Source organism: Paraglaciecola arctica BSs20135, assembly GCF_000314995.1.
Taxonomy (GTDB): Bacteria; Pseudomonadota; Gammaproteobacteria; order Enterobacterales; family Alteromonadaceae; genus Paraglaciecola; species Paraglaciecola arctica.
The window spans coordinates 358,769-375,174 of record NZ_BAEO01000062.1 but is presented as its reverse complement, the minus strand read 5'-3'; the positions used below and the strand labels follow the sequence as shown (position 1 = coordinate 375,174).

The window sequence follows — 16,406 nt, the reverse complement described above, 5'->3', positions numbered from 1 at the left end:
TAGTATTCTTTAGGCATCAATTCTTAATTTCCTTTGGGCAAAATAAGCTTCTTTTCTAACATTTTGATATTTTTCAAATGACTCGATAAATTCTGCCGTATTTTTAATACCTTGTTGTAATGAAACTACGTTGTCATCGTTATAGTTTTTATATAAAAAATTATTAATGACCCTTAAATCGTCTGCCTCAAAACTAAAAGGAAGCAACCTTTTCTCTTGGTCAATTAAGTCAAAGCTTTCTGGGCTTAATTTAAAAGCAAAATCGAAAGTCACAATTTCGTTATTGGCCTCTATTGCATCTAGTTGTTCCGCCGCTTTTTTATTAAATTCATTCAGTGTTTCTAATTCCGCATCAATTTTTTCAAAAACAGGTAACAACAGTGCTGATAATTGTTGTGTTTGTAATTCACTGCTATCTAAGGGCGCCATGATCTGTTCAATTTCAGCTCTTGTTGTCGCTATTTCTTCTTCTAAATCAGCCAACTTTAGAATATCAGATTTTGTTAACACACCTTTGTTAATAGTCACCTGATTATAGGTTTCAGCAAGTTGAGTAGTTCCGACCTCCAGTTTTTCTAGCGCCTGTATTAAAAGAGGCATTGCAGATGCTAATTTTTTTTGAGCAGCGACTTCAGACAACTCTTCAGTTTTGGTAATTTGATTATCATCAACTGATGTTACTGAGGGACGTATTTGAGTTATTTGCATTAATGATTGGGAAAAAGCCATGCCTAACTCAGTATTGGTGCTCTGCGGCAATGTTTTTCCGTTTAATGAAGAACGATATTCCTTCCCTGAAGTTCCCAGTAACGTCTCATTACCCATTAAAATTGGCTGTCCATGACTTTTCACTAACACAATAAAAACCTCTTTCCATTTGTAGAAGTATATTTAAGAGCAATAATCGCACCAGAAATAACTTATTTAGTTAAAGAAGATCTCCATTACAATCCCTAAAACAACAGCAATGTGACCCCAAAATCTGTCAATTTGGCGTTATACCATCGCTATTGAATTGAAGCTACTGGGCATATTCACCATTGCTTAGAACAGGGATAACGCCTATTCTTCCGACACTCAATCATCACAACTTTGTGAAAACGACAATGCGTAACATCCTGTTCATCTTTATATTTGTAGTTTTAATGTCATGTTCTAAAGATGAAACCGCAGAAGTTACCGGCTCGGCTGTGATGTTATGTACTGATCAAAAACATAAAGAAATATGTGATTTAACACACGATGGTGCTTTATGTAGTTTACCTAGGGCAAATACCATCCGGGCTCTTGTTAACCAAAGTCGCAATAAGACTGTCAAGAATGCATATGTAGCCCTAACCGTGCTTGATAAGTACAAGGCCTGCTTAGAGAATGTGGTTTTAGCACAAAGCTCTATACAAAAGTCTGATGAAATATCACGATTTTTAGCTATTGCCAATATCCCAAAATATCAAGATAAAATAGTCAAAGAAACTAAAGGAATAAGGCCTGAGATCAACCTGTGGCTTTACAAAAAAACTGGCAATTCTGATTATTGGGAGTCTATGGTTAATGGCGTAGATATGGTAGAAAACGTTCATCAGGACGTTTACACTGTGATGATGGCTGAAGCGGCATCTCGGAGTATGGGTGAGGCCAGAAAAATTGCTGATTTGATACTTGATCGTACAGAATTATTAAACGATCTCGCACCTGAAATTTTTGAATTTTATATCTTGTATTACTTAAAAACAAAGATAATTATAAGGCCGCGGTCTGGCATGGTTTGTATACTGAATATGTAAAACGAAACCCAGGAATAAACACTAAATATTTCAAGTTCCATGGAAATATGAAAAATTCGACCTTAGAAAACGCTCAAAATCTAGTCGACAGCATCATATTCGATTCTGATTGGAAGGGTTTGAGGGTGAAAGACCTTGAAAAATTGATCATTTAGCCTTCAACTGACCAATTAAGACTATGCTCTTTAGCCCATAAAATTCAAAAGTTTTAAAAATATTTCCCCCCTTTTAGTTTTGTGTTTCGTTACTCAGATGAAACCAACGGAGAAATATTATGCATACACTGCCTGCGCTAACCACAGACTTCAAACTGAATAAGTTTATAGCTATAACTACAGTTGCCATAGTGATTACCTTTGCATTATTTGTCGGCATGCAAAAACTGATTAAGAATGATCAAATCAATGTCACTAAGGTAACTGAACATCCAACAATTACATTAACGCTAGATATAAAAGAAAAACCACCCATTGAGCGACGTACAATTAAGCCTAAACCCATTCCCCTGCCAATTCCTAAGTTAGTTGCTAAGATAATTAATACAGACCCTGATATTGGCATAGATACGACATTATTCGCGTCAACCTTCAATGCGCCAAATATCAGAAATAACATAAAACCGGACTTTAGTTCCCCTGGTGGAGATGCTAGACCCATAGTTAGAGTGGAACCTAAATATCCGACTATGGCCGCCAAAGACGGTATTGAAGGTTGGGTTAAACTAAGTTTTTCGGTTACCCCATCTGGTACAGTCAATAATATTCAAGTACTAGATGCCGAACCCAAACGAATGTTTAACCAAGCAGCTAAACGTGCATTGGCAAAATGGAAATATAAACCGAATATTCAAGCTGGCAAAGCACAAGCTCAAGATGGCATGATGGTCATGCTAGATTTTAAATTGGCTAGTTAACTGTAACTTGGTGCTAAGAAATTAAGGATAAATCTAAGCTGCCCACTTGTTTATATTTAATGCGTGGGCAAAGCTAATTTTAATAAGGAACGTCTATGAGTTTTGCGTTGACCTTAAAAACAAGACTATTCGATAGAACAACTAATGAAAGCCTGATGTTGCGTTATGCCCATTCGGGTGACAGAGCGTTACTTTCCAAGTTATACGATACATGTGGTAACGACTTATACCACTTTGTACTCACACTTTCTGACCCTACTTTAGCGAAAGATATCTGCCAAAAGACTTGGTTGAAAGTTATAGAAAAAAAACATCTTTATCAGCGCTCAGGACAATTTAAAGCTTGGTTATTTACATTGGCGCGCAACCAGTTAATTGATGAATTTCGTCGTAACAAACATAATGGTGATGATATCGAGCAACTGGTAGATTTAGAACAAAATATAGAATTCAGCCTAGATGATGAAGGCGTCAGTGCTGTATTTGACTATGCACTTCTATCCTTGGCATTTGAGCAAAGAGAAGCATTTTGTTTGCAGCAAGAGGGCTTTACTTTACAAGACATTGCCAGCATCACTCATAGCCCAATAGAAACGATCAAAAGCAGACTGCGATACGCCAAAGACAATATGCGCAAAGTGCTAAACAAACATTGCGGGGAACAAAATGACTAAACAAAATCAACACTCGGATGATGCGCTAGAGCAACATTTTGCTAAGCGAAAACGTCAACACACTGCCCCGGCTGCAATCAAACGCCATGTATTGGCTAAACAGCAGGATAACCAAAGCATTAGGTATATTTTTAGGCGTATCGGTTATGTTGCTGTTGCTGCCAGTACTTTGCTGCTAATGAGTTTGTTATTGATTCAACGGCCCGATCAAGTTTCAACAGAGATAAATTATCAAGTTGTGCAATTACATACTTTGGATAATGATACTAAAAGTTTATCTGACAGCATCAATAGTCGTTATGCCAAACATTACAATGATTACTTAGCGCAACAGAAAACCTACGCAGCACACCACAAAACCAAGGCAGTTCTGCAACTTGTGGATGAGGGCTGGCAATTAAAAAATTGCGAAAATGAAGTACTACAATTATCCAATGAATTGATCTCAGCCCTAAGCAATATTCAACAAATAGATAGTCAAATAATCAGTGGTGACGAAGTAGAAATAGCCTTCGACCAAACAGGTATTATCCTCGGGATTACACGCAGCGGTAACCATTTACGCTGTTGAAAAAGCAACGAATAGAAAAGATAAGAGCAAAGCTGACTAGCTCGAATGTGCCAATACCCGACAGACATAGCTCGCTGTCCGACTTAGCGGTTATAGCAGATTACAGACGGTGAGGATTTACAGGCTATTACACGTCATTCCCGCGAAGGCGGGAACCTACTAATAGCTACTGTAACTTAAATTGAGATGTTATAAAAAAACAACAACAAAGTTATATTCTCACTAATTATTTAAGATGATAAACCAAGGTTTTTATCGATCTCTCAGATGTTGTTGGGGGTTCCCGCCTTCGCGGGAATGACGTGGAGTTAAACGGATGATGGTGCGAAGCTTTCTTTGCTTTTACTTTTAGCTAAGCCTCATAGTGTCTACTTTCCTCCGTGCCCCATTTTCCTCTGTGATGAATTTTTATCTTTACTATCCACCACACCTAGAAATTAACTTTCTATTAACCTTTTCATCATATTATTCAATGAATTAGTCGCATCTAAGATAAAAATTTAGATCAATGCTCTGATAAAAAAAGGCTACAATAGTGGTATTCACTCATTTGCCGCTTCTTTTGGAGACATCATGGAAAAAAATATCGACCCTCGTAACAATGTGAGTTCACGTACCACAACTCAAAAAGCACTACGTCTGAACCTTGATGAGAAGAAATACGGGACCATAGTAGAAATTGGTGCCGGGCAAGAAGTTGCACGGCATTTCTTTTTGGCGGGTGCGGCGGCAGGCACTATTGCCAAAACCATGTCGGCTTATGATATGAAGTTTTCAGATGCTATTTATGGCGTGCAAGAAGATAGGCGTTATGTCAGCAAAGGCCGCGTTAAAGCCATGATGGAACAAGAGTTCGACTTAGTAGTTGATCGAGTTGGTGATACACGTTCTAAGTCATCTCGTTACTTTAGTTATGCCGCCACAGTGGCAGCCAAAAGCTTTAACCGTAAAAATGAATGCCATGCGTGGTGTGGTATACGAGTGCAAATGTACCCTGGAGCTCTACCATCAACTATTACAGTGCATGTAAGAATGTTAGATGACAATGCCGAAGCTCAACAACAAGCTTTGGGGGTATTAGGTGTTAACTTAATCTATGCAGCCTACCATTACTTTGAAAACCCTAAACAAATAATTGATTCATTGACCGATGGCATAAAAGCTAATCGTATAGAAATTGATTCAATTGATTTTGATGGTCCTTATTTTGAAGATGTAGATAATAGAACCAAAAATATCCACCTTATTCGTAGTTGGAAAACCCGTGCCATAATGTTTAAACCTGATGGCACTGTAGGCGTTCCTGCTGAGATGTTATAACAAAAAAAATATACTTACTATTCGAGGCTCGTTCCGCCCAGTCACCAAATTAAATGTGGATATGATTGAGCAAGGTCAACAATCATTTTCAACCTTACCTGGAGTTGATCCGGAAAATACCATTGCCATCGCAGAAATATCTCTGAATGACGCACACGGCAACGATGCTAAAGTGCCAGAAAGTGACATAGTTGCAAGAGTACATCTGCTCAACTCTCTTGGTTACAACGTGATGGTCTCGGATTACACTCGTTATTTCTCACTCAGAGCTTATTTCCGTCAGTTTACCCAATTACAAATTGGCATAGTGTTGGGCATGGTCAATGTTAAACAAATATTTGATGAAAGTTTTTATCGAGGTGTTGAAGGCGGAATTTTAGAAGCTTTTGGTAAACTGTTTCCAGACAACACACGTTTGTTTATCTATCCAGAAATAGACGAAGATGGCCAAATCAGTGAGTTTACTAATGTAAAAGTACCAGAACACTTACGCTTTTTGTATCGTCATCTGTTAGAAAACGATTTCTTACATGGTATCGAATGTAGTGACCCGTCGTTGTTGAATATCTTTTCACGTAAGCTTCTTAAACAAGTGGCTAGTGGCAAAGGTGATTGGCAAAAAAGTTTGCCTGAAGGTGTAGCAGAAGAAATTATAAAAAATAAGTTTTTCGGCTATCGGGGTTAAAACTAACGAAAAAGAAAATTTTAAGGAAATAAAAGGTGGGCATAAAATTTAATATTTTATGCCCACCTTTTTTGTATATAACACTAATCTATTCTAAATAACCTGAACCCGGCCAAGCCATTCCGTCCAGCACCGCTATTATGGCGCCTAAATTGGCGACCCTGGAGGTAAAGGCTTTAATTTGAACTGAGATCTCCACTCTCCTAAACGCCAGTATTGCTCCAGCTGACGGGCCATCACTTCGTTGTGTGCATTGCGCCCTTTGTTTTTTAACCACTTATGTAAATCAATCAATTGTAATTGAATTTCGCCCCGCACTTCAGGAGCCAAGTTTTCTTGCTGCATCGCTTTTACCACTTGGTCCAATACCAAATAGTTCACCCTATTACTCAGCTGTGGGTGGTCCTTGTCGACACCATTTTTAATGGATTTCTTAAACAATTCAGTCAATAAATACGCCACATCAGGTGCACCCTTGAGACGTTCTTGTTGTTGAGCAATCCGATTGAGACGCTCAGCTTTTAACAATAAGTTAAGGCTATAACCTGCTGCAGATTCTGCCGCGCTGATGGGGTCAAACGTATGCCCAGTTCGACCTTTAAAACTTTCACGATTACGACTTTCACCATAAGCTTTAGGGGTGATAAGTTGAGTTAATGATCCAGGAATGCTCAGGAAATCACTTTGCAAAGTGTTAAGCATTGCAGCTAATGCACTTTTTTGCTGTTCAGCAGAAATAACATGGACACCTTTTGGCGTTGAATAATCCCCTTTTAATTCGTACTCGTAACTCACCCCTCCAATTAACTTAGCAACAGCATCTAATTGGTAACGATGTAACAAATAAATAGGTGCGAAGGTTTCTTCCAATGAAGATAAAGTCGCACCTGTTTTAATTGTTTTAAGACCAAAGTTAGCCATGGCCACTTCACGTACTTCGCTGATACGCTTTAACTCACTGACAGGGTCGGCACCATTGTCCCAAAGATGCCCCTCACCATTGGCGGCATATGACCCTCGAGCATCAGGATCGGATTGGTACTTAAAGCCTTTATCTCTAGCATCAACAACTAATCGATTTAGCGCCTGTTTTTCGGTATTAGCATCTGGATATTCTTGATAACCATAAGCCACCACATATTTATCCCACTGCCCCATGCCCACGTCGTAAGCATTATCTAGACTAATTTTGCCATTGTGCACACTAACCAAAGGATGAGGATAATCCATAACTGACTCTCGGCCATATTCGCTAGCGGCAAAGTTGTGAGCGATACCCAGGGTGTGCCCTACTTCATGGGCTGATAGTTGACGGATACGTGCCAGTGCCATTTCTTTTTGTTTAGATATATCCACTTGGTTATCAGATGGGCTATCGGTTCCATCGGCATTAAACGGACTAGTCAAACCTAAGGCAATCAAATAATCCTGCTTTACGCGCAGTGAACCTAAAGTGACATGACCCTTAATAATTTCGCCAGTACGGGGATCAATAATAGAAGAACCATAAGACCAACCCCGTGTGGCTCTATGTACCCACTGGATCACGTTATAACGTATATCCATAGGATCTGCGTCTGCAGGTAATACTTTGACTTGAAAAGCATTTTTGTAACCAATAGCACTAAAAGCTTGATCCCACCATGACGCCCCATCTTTTAGGGCACTCATTACGGGTTCGGGAATACCGGGATCAAGGTAATAAATAATAGGGGCAACGGCTTCACTCATTTTTGAGTTGGGTTGCTTTTTACTCAAACGGTGCCGAGGTATAAATTGCTTTGTCATACTATCTTCTATCGACACAGAATAATCTTGGTAACCCACCGACCAAAATCCAGAAAAAGGTACAAATTGTCTAGGCTGATAATTCGTGTCTGGTAACTTCACAAGTGAATGGTGTAAATGTACCGAAATACTAATAGGATCGGGAGTGACTTGATTAACATACTGCCCAGGTTTAGAGCCTCCAAAGGTCACTAAAGCTTCCAACTCGGTATTATTAGGGAATGCCTTACTACGCTTTAAAAACACCCCGCTACGTGTTGGATCAACCTTGTAACTACCTTGCTTAGTGCTAGTTAAACTTTGAGAAATTTGATGAATATCAGACAGTAAAAAGTCGGTGTAATCGATGACTACCACATCCCCCTCAGTGGCAACTATGGTAAAACCAGCAATCACTGAGTCAGCGAAGGCCTCATCAATACTCGCTTGTTCGGCAAGGTTAGATGAACTAGCGCGATACTGAGTGTTCAACTGTTTAAGCAATACTTTGTTGCCAAAACGCTCGAATTTAACTAATCGGGTATCACCCAGTTGCCCACGATCTAAACCTATGTCATTCGAACCAATACCTTGTGGCATACTACTTTGAAACAGAAAAGGTTGATCAAACTTGTCAATTTTGAGGAAAACTTTGTCTTGTTCGATTTGATAATAAAAATCGTAAAAGCCCGTTTGATGGGACATTTTTTCAGTGAAATCCGCAACACTTGTTGGTTTCTTAGAGTCGGTTGCAAAAGTCAACGCGGGGATAAGTAAAAGACAGAGTAAAAAGATTCGTATCACAACTATATTCCTTAATAATATTTGGTAATAGGCAACATTACCCAGAATTGATTCTAAAAAGAAGGGCAACCCATAAATATAAAACTGTCACTTATGCTAATTGACGGAATTAGTTCTATCAGAATTTGAGGCAGTTGCTTTTTTTAAAAGACAGTTGCCCAATTAGATAAGTTTCCAAAGCCACTTATGTTCTATAGACTTGCTGACTGAAGTGTTACAAAAATATACGGAAAGTCTAGATGAAGTTATTGGTAACAGGTGGAGCGGGCTTTATTGGGAGTGCAGTTGTAAGGCATATACTGACTACATCCGATGATGTTGTCATTAACCTAGATAAACTCACCTATGCAGGCAATGAAGAATCTATCCCCAGTGAATTACACTCTGCTCGGTATATCTTTGAAAAAGTGGATATTTGTGACAGATTGGCGGTAAATCGCGTTTTTGAGCAGCATCAGCCCGATGCGGTGATGCATTTAGCCGCGGAATCTCATGTAGACCGTTCCATTGATGGTCCTGGAGAGTTTATCCAAACTAACGTAGTGGGCACTTATACATTACTCGAAGCGGCGCGGGCATATTGGACCAACTTACTGCCTGATAAAAAGCAGAACTTTATCTTTCATCATATTTCAACAGATGAAGTGTATGGTGACTTACCTCATCCACATGAGTTACCAACTGGCGCTGATTTACCTTTATTTACAGAAAACACTGCCTATGCACCAAGCTCGCCCTATTCTGCAAGTAAAGCCAGTTCAGATCATCTCGTTCGTGCATGGCAGCGTACTTATGATTTTCCTACAGTTATTACTAATTGCTCGAACAATTATGGTCCCTATCACTTTCCTGAAAAACTCGTCCCGCATATAATTTTGAATGCCCTTGCTGGTAAACCTCTACCAGTATATGGAGATGGTAACCAAATAAGAGACTGGTTGTACGTTGAAGATCATGCACGAGCTTTGTATACAGTAGTTAAGTCAGGCAAGGTGGCACAAACCTATAATATTGGTGGCCATAACGAAAAACGAAATATAGATGTTGTTGAGTCTATATGTGAATTATTAGATGAGTTGGCTCCCAATAAACCAAATGACATCAAAAATTATCGCAATTTAATTACTTTTGTAAAAGACCGGCCAGGACATGATGCTCGATACGCCATAGACGCGAGTAAAATTCAAAATGAGCTTGATTGGTCACCACAGGAAACCTTTGAATCAGGTCTGCGCAAAACAGTAGTATGGTATTTGGATAATAACCAATGGTGGAAACGGGTTCTGTCAGGTGAATATAAACTTGACCGTTTGGGTGCTTAGCTGTAATGGAGGAATTTTCAGAAAGTCGCATTAGTTAGAAACATCTTATATGTGACAGTGAATAGCTCTTGGTTTTTAGTTTTGATAGTTAATAGATTTAATTTTTTGCATTTAATAAACATTTTTAAGGAAGTCAGATGGCTAAGTACAAAGGCATTATTTTAGCGGGTGGTTCTGGGACTAGATTACATCCTATTACCCAAGGCACTTCCAAGCAACTATTGCCTATTTACGACAAACCCATGATTTATTATCCGTTATCGGTACTGATGTTGGCGGGTATTCAGGATATTTTGATTATTACCACGCCCGAAGATCAGGCTAACTTCATAAAACTATTAGGAGATGGTAGTGCCTTTGGGCTGAATATTAGTTACACCATTCAGCCGAGTCCTGATGGGTTAGCTCAGGCTTTTATTCTAGGCGAATCTTTTATAGGCAACGACAATGTTAGTTTGGTTCTAGGTGACAATATTTTTTATGGCCCGTATTTTTCTGACAAGCTCAAAGCCGCAGTACAGCTTAAAAATGGTGCAACTGTGTTTGGTTATCATGTGAATGATCCACAGCGTTTTGGAGTGGTGGAATTTAATCAACAAGGTAAAGCCATCAGTATTGAAGAAAAGCCCAGTGCCCCAAAATCAAATTTTGCGGTTACCGGTTTGTACTTTTATGACAACCATGTGGTGGAAATGGCTAAACAAATCAGGCCAAATATTCGAGGAGAGCTTGAGATAACAGACTTAAATGTTGCCTATATGCAACAAAACAAGCTGAATGTTTCCTTATTGGGACGTGGTTTCGCATGGCTAGATACCGGCACCCATGACTCGTTATTGGACGCTGGCCAGTTTGTGCAAACAATTGAAAAGCGACAAGGTTTAAAGGTGGCTTGTTTGGAGGAGATTGCTTATCGCCAAGGTTGGATTAGCATCGACCAATTAATTGAAATAGGCAATAACCTGCAGAAAACTGGCTACGGTCAATACCTGCTAAAAGTCGCAGGAGGGTACAAATAAATGCACCGACTATTATCATCCTCAATCAGAAATATCTATAAAATGGGATGATCCGAGTCTGGCTATAGATTGGCCGCTGGTGAATAACGAACAGCCTTCACTGTGTGCCAAAGATGTTGTGGGTGAAAGCTTTTTAAGCGCTCCGAAATTCCCTTAGTCGAGTAGCACAGAAATAATTCTCACTGGAAAATATTAGTATCAGGCGTATATTATTGGACAGATGTAGGTGTTGCTTATTGGTATAACTTTCAGTGGCTTTTCAATAACTTGGCATTGAAAAAGGGCTACTTAAACATTGCATCCTAATTTCAGCCATTCCAGCAAGCCAATACCCCCCAGCTAAACAGCCAAGCTTTTCAGTAGTAGATAAAACCACAAAAAGCGTTCTTACCACAGAGAAAAAGAAGGCTTCGCTGCACAGAGAAAAACGATAAATAATAGATATTTGGTTTTTCATTTTAGCCGAAACTACACATAGTTTTTGCTTTTCCTCTGTGCCCTCCTTTTCCTCCGTGGTGAATTATCTTTTCATATTTTAATACCTACTGTTTTATGCCATGGGCGATGAGTGCAAAGGCGTATTCTTCGGCAGAGTCTTTTAGACGACCATACCTTCCAGTATTAGAAAAATGCCCTGCCCCCATATTCATGCGCATCACCAATAAGTTATTGTCTGTTTTGGTTGCACGCATTTTTGCGGTCCATTTTGCTGGCTCCCAATAGGTGACTCGTGGATCGTTTAAGCCACCAGTTACTAACATAGGAGGGTATTCTTTGGCTTGAATATTGTCATAGGGCGAGTAACTTTGAATGTATTCAAATATTTTTTTGCTGACTAAAGGATTTCCCCATTCACCCCATTCAGGGGGCGTGAGGGGTAAGGTTCCATCAAGCATAGTATTAAGCACATCAACAAAAGGTACTGCCAGAGTAACCGAACGCCATAACTCTGGAGCTTGATTGACAACAGCCCCCATTAGTTCGCCACCAGCACTGCCTCCTTTAATAGATATGTTACCTTTGGCAACATATCCCTCATCGATCAAGTGTTTAGCTACATCAACAAAGTCATTAAAGGTATTAGTTCTTTTGTCTAATTTGCCGTCCAAATACCATTGATAACCCATTTCATCGCCGCCACGGACGTGTGCATAGGCAAAAGCAAAACCTCTGTCTAGTAAACTTAAACGAGTAGTAGAAAAGCTAGGATCCATGCCGATCCCATAACCACCGTAGGCATAAAGATATAAAGGCTGAGAGCCGTCTTTCTTAAAGCCCTTTTTATACACTAGGGTGATCGGTACTTTAACGCCATCACGGGCATCAGCCATAATACGCTCGGTTGTGTATAAACTTTTATCATAACCAGATGGAATTTTTCTAGCTTTACGCAAATTTAGTGTTTTTTTAGAAACATCGTAATCGTAGGTGCTGTCGGGTGTAATCATTGATTCGTATTGAATACGCACTTGTTGTTGTGAGAATTCAGGATTATTACCTAAACCGACACTGGCCACTTTTTCAGGCAATGCTATTTCATGGCTAGCCCCTTGATTGGGCAAAATACTGATCGACTCTAAACCTTGTATACTCTGGCCAATCGCCACAAAATCTTTAAATATTTGGATATGTTTGAAGTAACGACTGTCTGATCCTGCAAAAACAGTCTGCCATTGATCGTATTCTAATTGGCCTTCTTGGGTTTTGGCTATTCTAAAGTTGAGGTGGGTATCGTTAGTCAACATATAAAAGTAACCATTACCATGGTCCACTTCTAACTTAAAATTCTGCTCCCTTGTATTCAGCATTTCTGGCGCTTGGTTTAAGTCAGCCATACTGGCAACTGACACTTCTGTCCTATCAGAATCACCTGTAGTCAAGACTAAATATTGCTCACTACTGGTAACATAAAATCCTAAATAAAACGACTCATCAAGTTCGCTTACTAACACGTTATCTTGATCTTGTTGAGTACCCAACTTATGCACATTCACACTCAATGGCAGCCATTTATCTTTATGTAATAAAGAATAAATAAGACTTTGGTTGTCTTGGCTAAACTGCACAGAGCCTGTCGTATTAATTAATTCATCTTCAAAATATTCATTGTTTATTAAATTTTTGATTTTAATGATGTTTCGCTCACTACCATCAGTGTCGACCGAATATGCCAAATAGACATTATCCGGGCTAATATCCCAATCCTCCAAAGAGAAGTATTCATGGCCTTGAGCTAACAGGTTTTCATCCATAAAAACTTGCTCAACATCACTATCTAACTTGCGTCTAACCCAAGTTTTATATTCATTACCAGGTTTAAAATACCAGCGATATTCATAGCCATTTTTTTGCCAAGGAACAGAAGTATCGGTTTCATCAACTCGACCTTTAAATTCCTCGAACAAGGTATCAACCAAACTTTTGTGGGGTGTCAAAAACTTTGCATAATAGTCGTTTTCAGCCTTGAGGTAATCCAGCACGGGGTTGTCGTTTACCTCTGGATAATCCTGATCTCTAAGCCAATGATAATCATCGGTTAAGGTCAAACCGTGATATTCCGCTTGATAGGTTTTAGATTCTGCTTGAGGTGCAATTTCCTCTAACTGAGATAAACGAGAAAATGATTCAGACTTTTTTTGACTGCTGCAACTGGATAACAAAGACAATATAATTATTCCTACACATAAATTAAAATATAACGACATATACATACTCCTATCAACAGTATCGGTGACTAAACGATAGATAAATAGCGTTAGGGCAAAAGACAAAGATATCTTACTACAGAGGAAAAGAAGGCTTCGCTGCACAGAGAAAAGCGACATACTTAATGGTAAAAAATAAACTATAAAGCATTTAATCTTAAGCAAACCTATTTTTATCTTTCCTCCGTGAACTCTGTGCCCTCTGAGGTTCAAATTTTTTAATTTTTTTATTGTCTACTGTTTATTAGAAAAATGCTCACTGATGGCACGAAACATCGCATAATGTTTGGCTTTCCAGTTTAAACTTTTATCCGTGTATCTATAGTTGGCTGAGTTTTTAACTATAACCAGTTTTTGATCTGGGTCGATATAGATATATTGGTCATAAATACCTTGAGCGGCAAATTCGTCTTCAGCACCAAGTGGCAGCCACCATTGATACCCATAGCCAAACGAAGATGATGATGCTGGGTTATTTTCGCCTGCAACCAAATGTGGGGCATCGGCTCTAGTTGAATCAATAACCCATTGTTTGGGCACTATTTGCTGAGTATGGTTGAGGTTGTCAGTCCAAGTACCTTGGTTAAGGTAAAGCCAACCTAACTTAGCGTAGTCACGTAAAGACACATTAAGCCCACCCAACGCTAACTCCATGCCATCATCATCGGCTAACCAAAAAGCTTTATATTCCATGCCTAACGGTTGCCAGATTTTTTCAGACAAATAATGGCTTAAACTTTGCCCCGTAGCACGGGTTAACACCATACCCAACACCTGAGTATCGATACTCACATAATGGTGATAAGTGCCTGGCTCTCTTTCTCGAACTAATGAAGCTGAAAAATCATCTAAAGAAGTGCCAAAGGCTGTAGCCCTAGAAAATCGATTAATGTCAGAATTAAAGTCACCATAATCTTCATTAAAGCCCACGCCAGAAGACATTTGTAATACGTCTTTTATGCGTACGCCTTCATAACCACTGCCCACTAATTCTGGTACATAATCAGTAACGGCCTCTTCGATGCTAGTCACAAAGCCCTCTTCGATTGCAATACCCATTAAGGCTGAGACAAAGGACTTAGCCATAGAAAATGAAATATGCTGCTTATCTCTGGCATGGCCAAACCAATAATTTTCATAGACAATATTGCCATCTTTTAACACTAACAACCCCGTTGTTTGTGTATCTTCGAGGAAAGTTGTTAAAGTCATAGGCTGTTTTTCGTAGTCAAATAACTCAGGTAAAGGTTGGGGGTCAACGGGGAATGGCAAAGGTTGTGAACTGGCAGGAATAACAGTTGCGTTAAAAGACTCATACATAGTCAAAAAGTTATTAGCGATTTTATCTTTATCGTATAAGGTCACTGCGGTATACAAGCGTGTGAGGTTTTTTTGGTAGACTACCAACAACACTAAGATCACAATTAAAAAGCCAAGGCCTATACCTTTCAAACTGAGTGTTTTTTTCATTTTTTAAATTCCATTTGAATACCACTAAATATACAGATTAAGTCAGCACCTTAAATGAGACGCTTACAGAAATCCAACTAATATCTATTCATTTTCTATCTGCACAAAAGCAAAAAAAACCGAGTATTGACTACTCGACTTCTTAATAGGACAAGGTTTAGGTTTAGATTAATCTGAGATATTTACCTAGCAGATTGGAACGCCACTATCACTGGCACCCTTGCAGCGCGCCAAGCGGGAAATACACCACTGATAAAACCAATGACTAGTGCCATAGTAATACCTTTAACAAACAAGTCCGAAGTCAACTGAAAGCTAAATACCACTTGAGTAAAACTGCCGCCTAAGGTGGACGCATTGAGGCCATCAAAAAAGATAAATGCCACCAATGCTCCCACTAAACTACCAAGCACCGCTAAGGTCATGGCCTCTACCATAGTGCCAATAAAGGCCGACATAGAACTAAAACCAATGGCTCGTAAAGTCGCGATTTCCATAGCTCTATCGGATACGGAAGTATACATAGTGTTGAGCGCCCCCGCTAAGGCTCCCAGCGCCATTATGGAGCTAATCACCCAACCAAATATCGCCATATACTCTAAACTTTTACCTTGGGTGGCAAAATAAGCGGATTCAGTTTGCACCTCGTGAGTCAGTCTAGGCTCTGATTTTAAATAGTCATTAATTGCCGCTATATCATCTGGAGAACCTATTCTAGCCCGCACGGTTTGATAGGAACTACCACGATTATACAAATTTTGAATCACTTTAGCATCGGCCCACAACTCACTTTCAAACACATTACCGCCCGTTGAAAACACCCCTACAACTTTCCATGTATATTTCCCAAAATGAATTTCCTGACCAAGATCAAAGCCATCAAACTCGCGCAATATACCCGCGCCAACTATCAACTCATCTGTACCCGGAGTAAACATTCGACCCGCCATAAGGGTGAAGCCTTTACGCATATCCACGCCCCGCTGACTTAAACCTCTTAGGGGAATATTAGCTTCTTGCTGGGTGCTTTTTTTAACGCCATCTACAATTACATATAACTCAGGAGAGACCAGTTGCCCCTGCTCATCTTTGATAATACCCGGCGCGTTTTCGATTAAGTTAACTTGCTCTTTTGAGGCAGAACTATTTAATTCAGCGGCCGAACCTGTGCGCATAAAAAAAGCGATATCATCCGACCCGGCACTTTGCATAGTGGCTTCAAAACCTTTTGCCATAGCCAGAAAGGCCAACAATATGGCCACTACTACGGCACTAGCAAAAACCATCGCCAATGACATCCACAAACGTCTAGGCAAACTGCGAATATTCATCACTATAACGGCAGTACTTTGCGACATAATATTACTCATAA

General features: G+C 39.5%; 11 protein-coding genes and 2 pseudogenes. 8 read left to right on the top strand and 5 right to left on the bottom strand.

All coding sequences use genetic code 11. The annotated features are described in order from the left end of the window. Positions 1–9: 9 nt before the first annotated feature. Complete coding sequence (locus GARC_RS21925; protein ID WP_007624594.1) at positions 10–858, bottom strand: hypothetical protein; 849 nt, start codon at positions 856–858, stop codon at positions 10–12. Positions 859–1,106: 248 nt separating this feature from the next. Between GARC_RS21925 and GARC_RS21920 the strand changes: the two genes are divergently transcribed. The 5 genes and pseudogenes from GARC_RS21920 (at position 1,107) to GARC_RS21900 (ending at position 5,947) form a co-directional block, all read left to right on the top strand. Then, positions 1,107–1,784 (top strand): DUF2989 domain-containing protein, encoded by a 678-nt coding sequence (locus GARC_RS21920; protein WP_226989272.1) that lies wholly within the window; start codon positions 1,107–1,109, stop codon positions 1,782–1,784. 274 nt (positions 1,785–2,058) lie between these two features. Next, on the top strand, positions 2,059–2,697 hold the full coding sequence (locus GARC_RS21915) for an energy transducer TonB (protein WP_007624591.1): 639 nt from the start codon (positions 2,059–2,061) through the stop codon (positions 2,695–2,697). A 95-nt stretch (positions 2,698–2,792) separates the two neighbouring features. After that, positions 2,793–3,371: a sigma-70 family RNA polymerase sigma factor gene (locus GARC_RS21910; protein WP_007624590.1), complete on the top strand. Its 579-nt coding sequence runs from the start codon at positions 2,793–2,795 to the stop codon at positions 3,369–3,371. Continuing rightward, positions 3,364–3,942, top strand: coding sequence for a hypothetical protein (locus tag GARC_RS21905; RefSeq protein WP_007624589.1), 579 nt, complete (start codon positions 3,364–3,366; stop codon positions 3,940–3,942). Before GARC_RS21910 ends, GARC_RS21905 begins: the two co-directional genes overlap by 8 nt. A 573-nt stretch (positions 3,943–4,515) precedes the next feature. Next, a pseudogene (locus GARC_RS21900) lies at positions 4,516–5,947 on the top strand (TonB-dependent receptor). A gap of 147 nt (positions 5,948–6,094) precedes the next feature. Here GARC_RS21900 and GARC_RS21895 read toward each other — a convergent pair. Further along, positions 6,095–8,419 (bottom strand): zinc-dependent metalloprotease, encoded by a 2,325-nt coding sequence (locus tag GARC_RS21895; RefSeq protein ID WP_007624587.1) that lies wholly within the window; start codon positions 8,417–8,419, stop codon positions 6,095–6,097. A 338-nt stretch (positions 8,420–8,757) separates the two neighbouring features. Between GARC_RS21895 and rfbB the strand changes: the two genes are divergently transcribed. From rfbB to GARC_RS26535, 3 genes and pseudogenes are all read left to right on the top strand, one after another. Beyond that, entirely contained in the window at positions 8,758–9,840 is a 1,083-nt protein-coding gene (gene rfbB, locus GARC_RS21890; RefSeq protein WP_007624585.1) for a dTDP-glucose 4,6-dehydratase, read from the top strand. A gap of 137 nt (positions 9,841–9,977) precedes the next feature. After that, on the top strand, positions 9,978–10,859 hold the full coding sequence (rfbA, locus tag GARC_RS21885) for a glucose-1-phosphate thymidylyltransferase RfbA (RefSeq protein WP_007624583.1): 882 nt from the start codon (positions 9,978–9,980) through the stop codon (positions 10,857–10,859). Further along, positions 10,846–11,016: pseudogene (locus GARC_RS26535) on the top strand (dTDP-4-dehydrorhamnose 3,5-epimerase family protein); the annotation flags it as partial. The gene rfbA and the pseudogene GARC_RS26535, both read left to right, overlap by 14 nt. Before the next feature lie 385 nt (positions 11,017–11,401). On the opposite strand, the gene GARC_RS21875 reads toward GARC_RS26535, so the two are convergent. From GARC_RS21875 to GARC_RS21865, 3 genes are all read right to left on the bottom strand, one after another. Beyond that, entirely contained in the window at positions 11,402–13,564 is a 2,163-nt protein-coding gene (locus GARC_RS21875) for a S9 family peptidase (protein ID WP_007624579.1), read from the bottom strand. Positions 13,565–13,798: 234 nt separating this feature from the next. Next, a complete protein-coding gene (locus tag GARC_RS21870; protein WP_007624577.1) occupies positions 13,799–15,034 on the bottom strand; it encodes a serine hydrolase domain-containing protein in 1,236 nt (411 codons plus the stop codon). 182 nt (positions 15,035–15,216) lie between these two features. Then, entirely contained in the window at positions 15,217–16,404 is a 1,188-nt protein-coding gene (locus GARC_RS21865) for an ABC transporter permease (protein ID WP_007624575.1), read from the bottom strand. Positions 16,405–16,406 lie beyond the last annotated feature (2 nt).

What these genes read in the sequence shown, in the direction of transcription:
- GARC_RS21875 (WP_007624579.1), bottom strand. Translation starts at nt 13,564, where the DNA reads ATGTCGTTATATTTTAATTTATGTGTAGGAATAATTATATTGTCTTTG.
- GARC_RS21865 (WP_007624575.1), bottom strand. Translation starts at nt 16,404, where the DNA reads ATGAGTAATATTATGTCGCAAAGTACTGCCGTTATAGTGATGAATATT.
- GARC_RS21905 (WP_007624589.1), top strand. Translation starts at nt 3,364, where the DNA reads ATGACTAAACAAAATCAACACTCGGATGATGCGCTAGAGCAACATTTT.
- GARC_RS21910 (WP_007624590.1), top strand. Translation starts at nt 2,793, where the DNA reads ATGAGTTTTGCGTTGACCTTAAAAACAAGACTATTCGATAGAACAACT.
- rfbA (WP_007624583.1), top strand. Translation starts at nt 9,978, where the DNA reads ATGGCTAAGTACAAAGGCATTATTTTAGCGGGTGGTTCTGGGACTAGA.
- GARC_RS21920 (WP_226989272.1), top strand. Translation starts at nt 1,107, where the DNA reads ATGCGTAACATCCTGTTCATCTTTATATTTGTAGTTTTAATGTCATGT.
- GARC_RS21870 (WP_007624577.1), bottom strand. Translation starts at nt 15,034, where the DNA reads ATGAAAAAAACACTCAGTTTGAAAGGTATAGGCCTTGGCTTTTTAATT.
- GARC_RS21915 (WP_007624591.1), top strand. Translation starts at nt 2,059, where the DNA reads ATGCATACACTGCCTGCGCTAACCACAGACTTCAAACTGAATAAGTTT.
- GARC_RS21895 (WP_007624587.1), bottom strand. Translation starts at nt 8,419, where the DNA reads ATGTCCCATCAAACGGGCTTTTACGATTTTTATTATCAAATCGAACAA.
- rfbB (WP_007624585.1), top strand. Translation starts at nt 8,758, where the DNA reads ATGAAGTTATTGGTAACAGGTGGAGCGGGCTTTATTGGGAGTGCAGTT.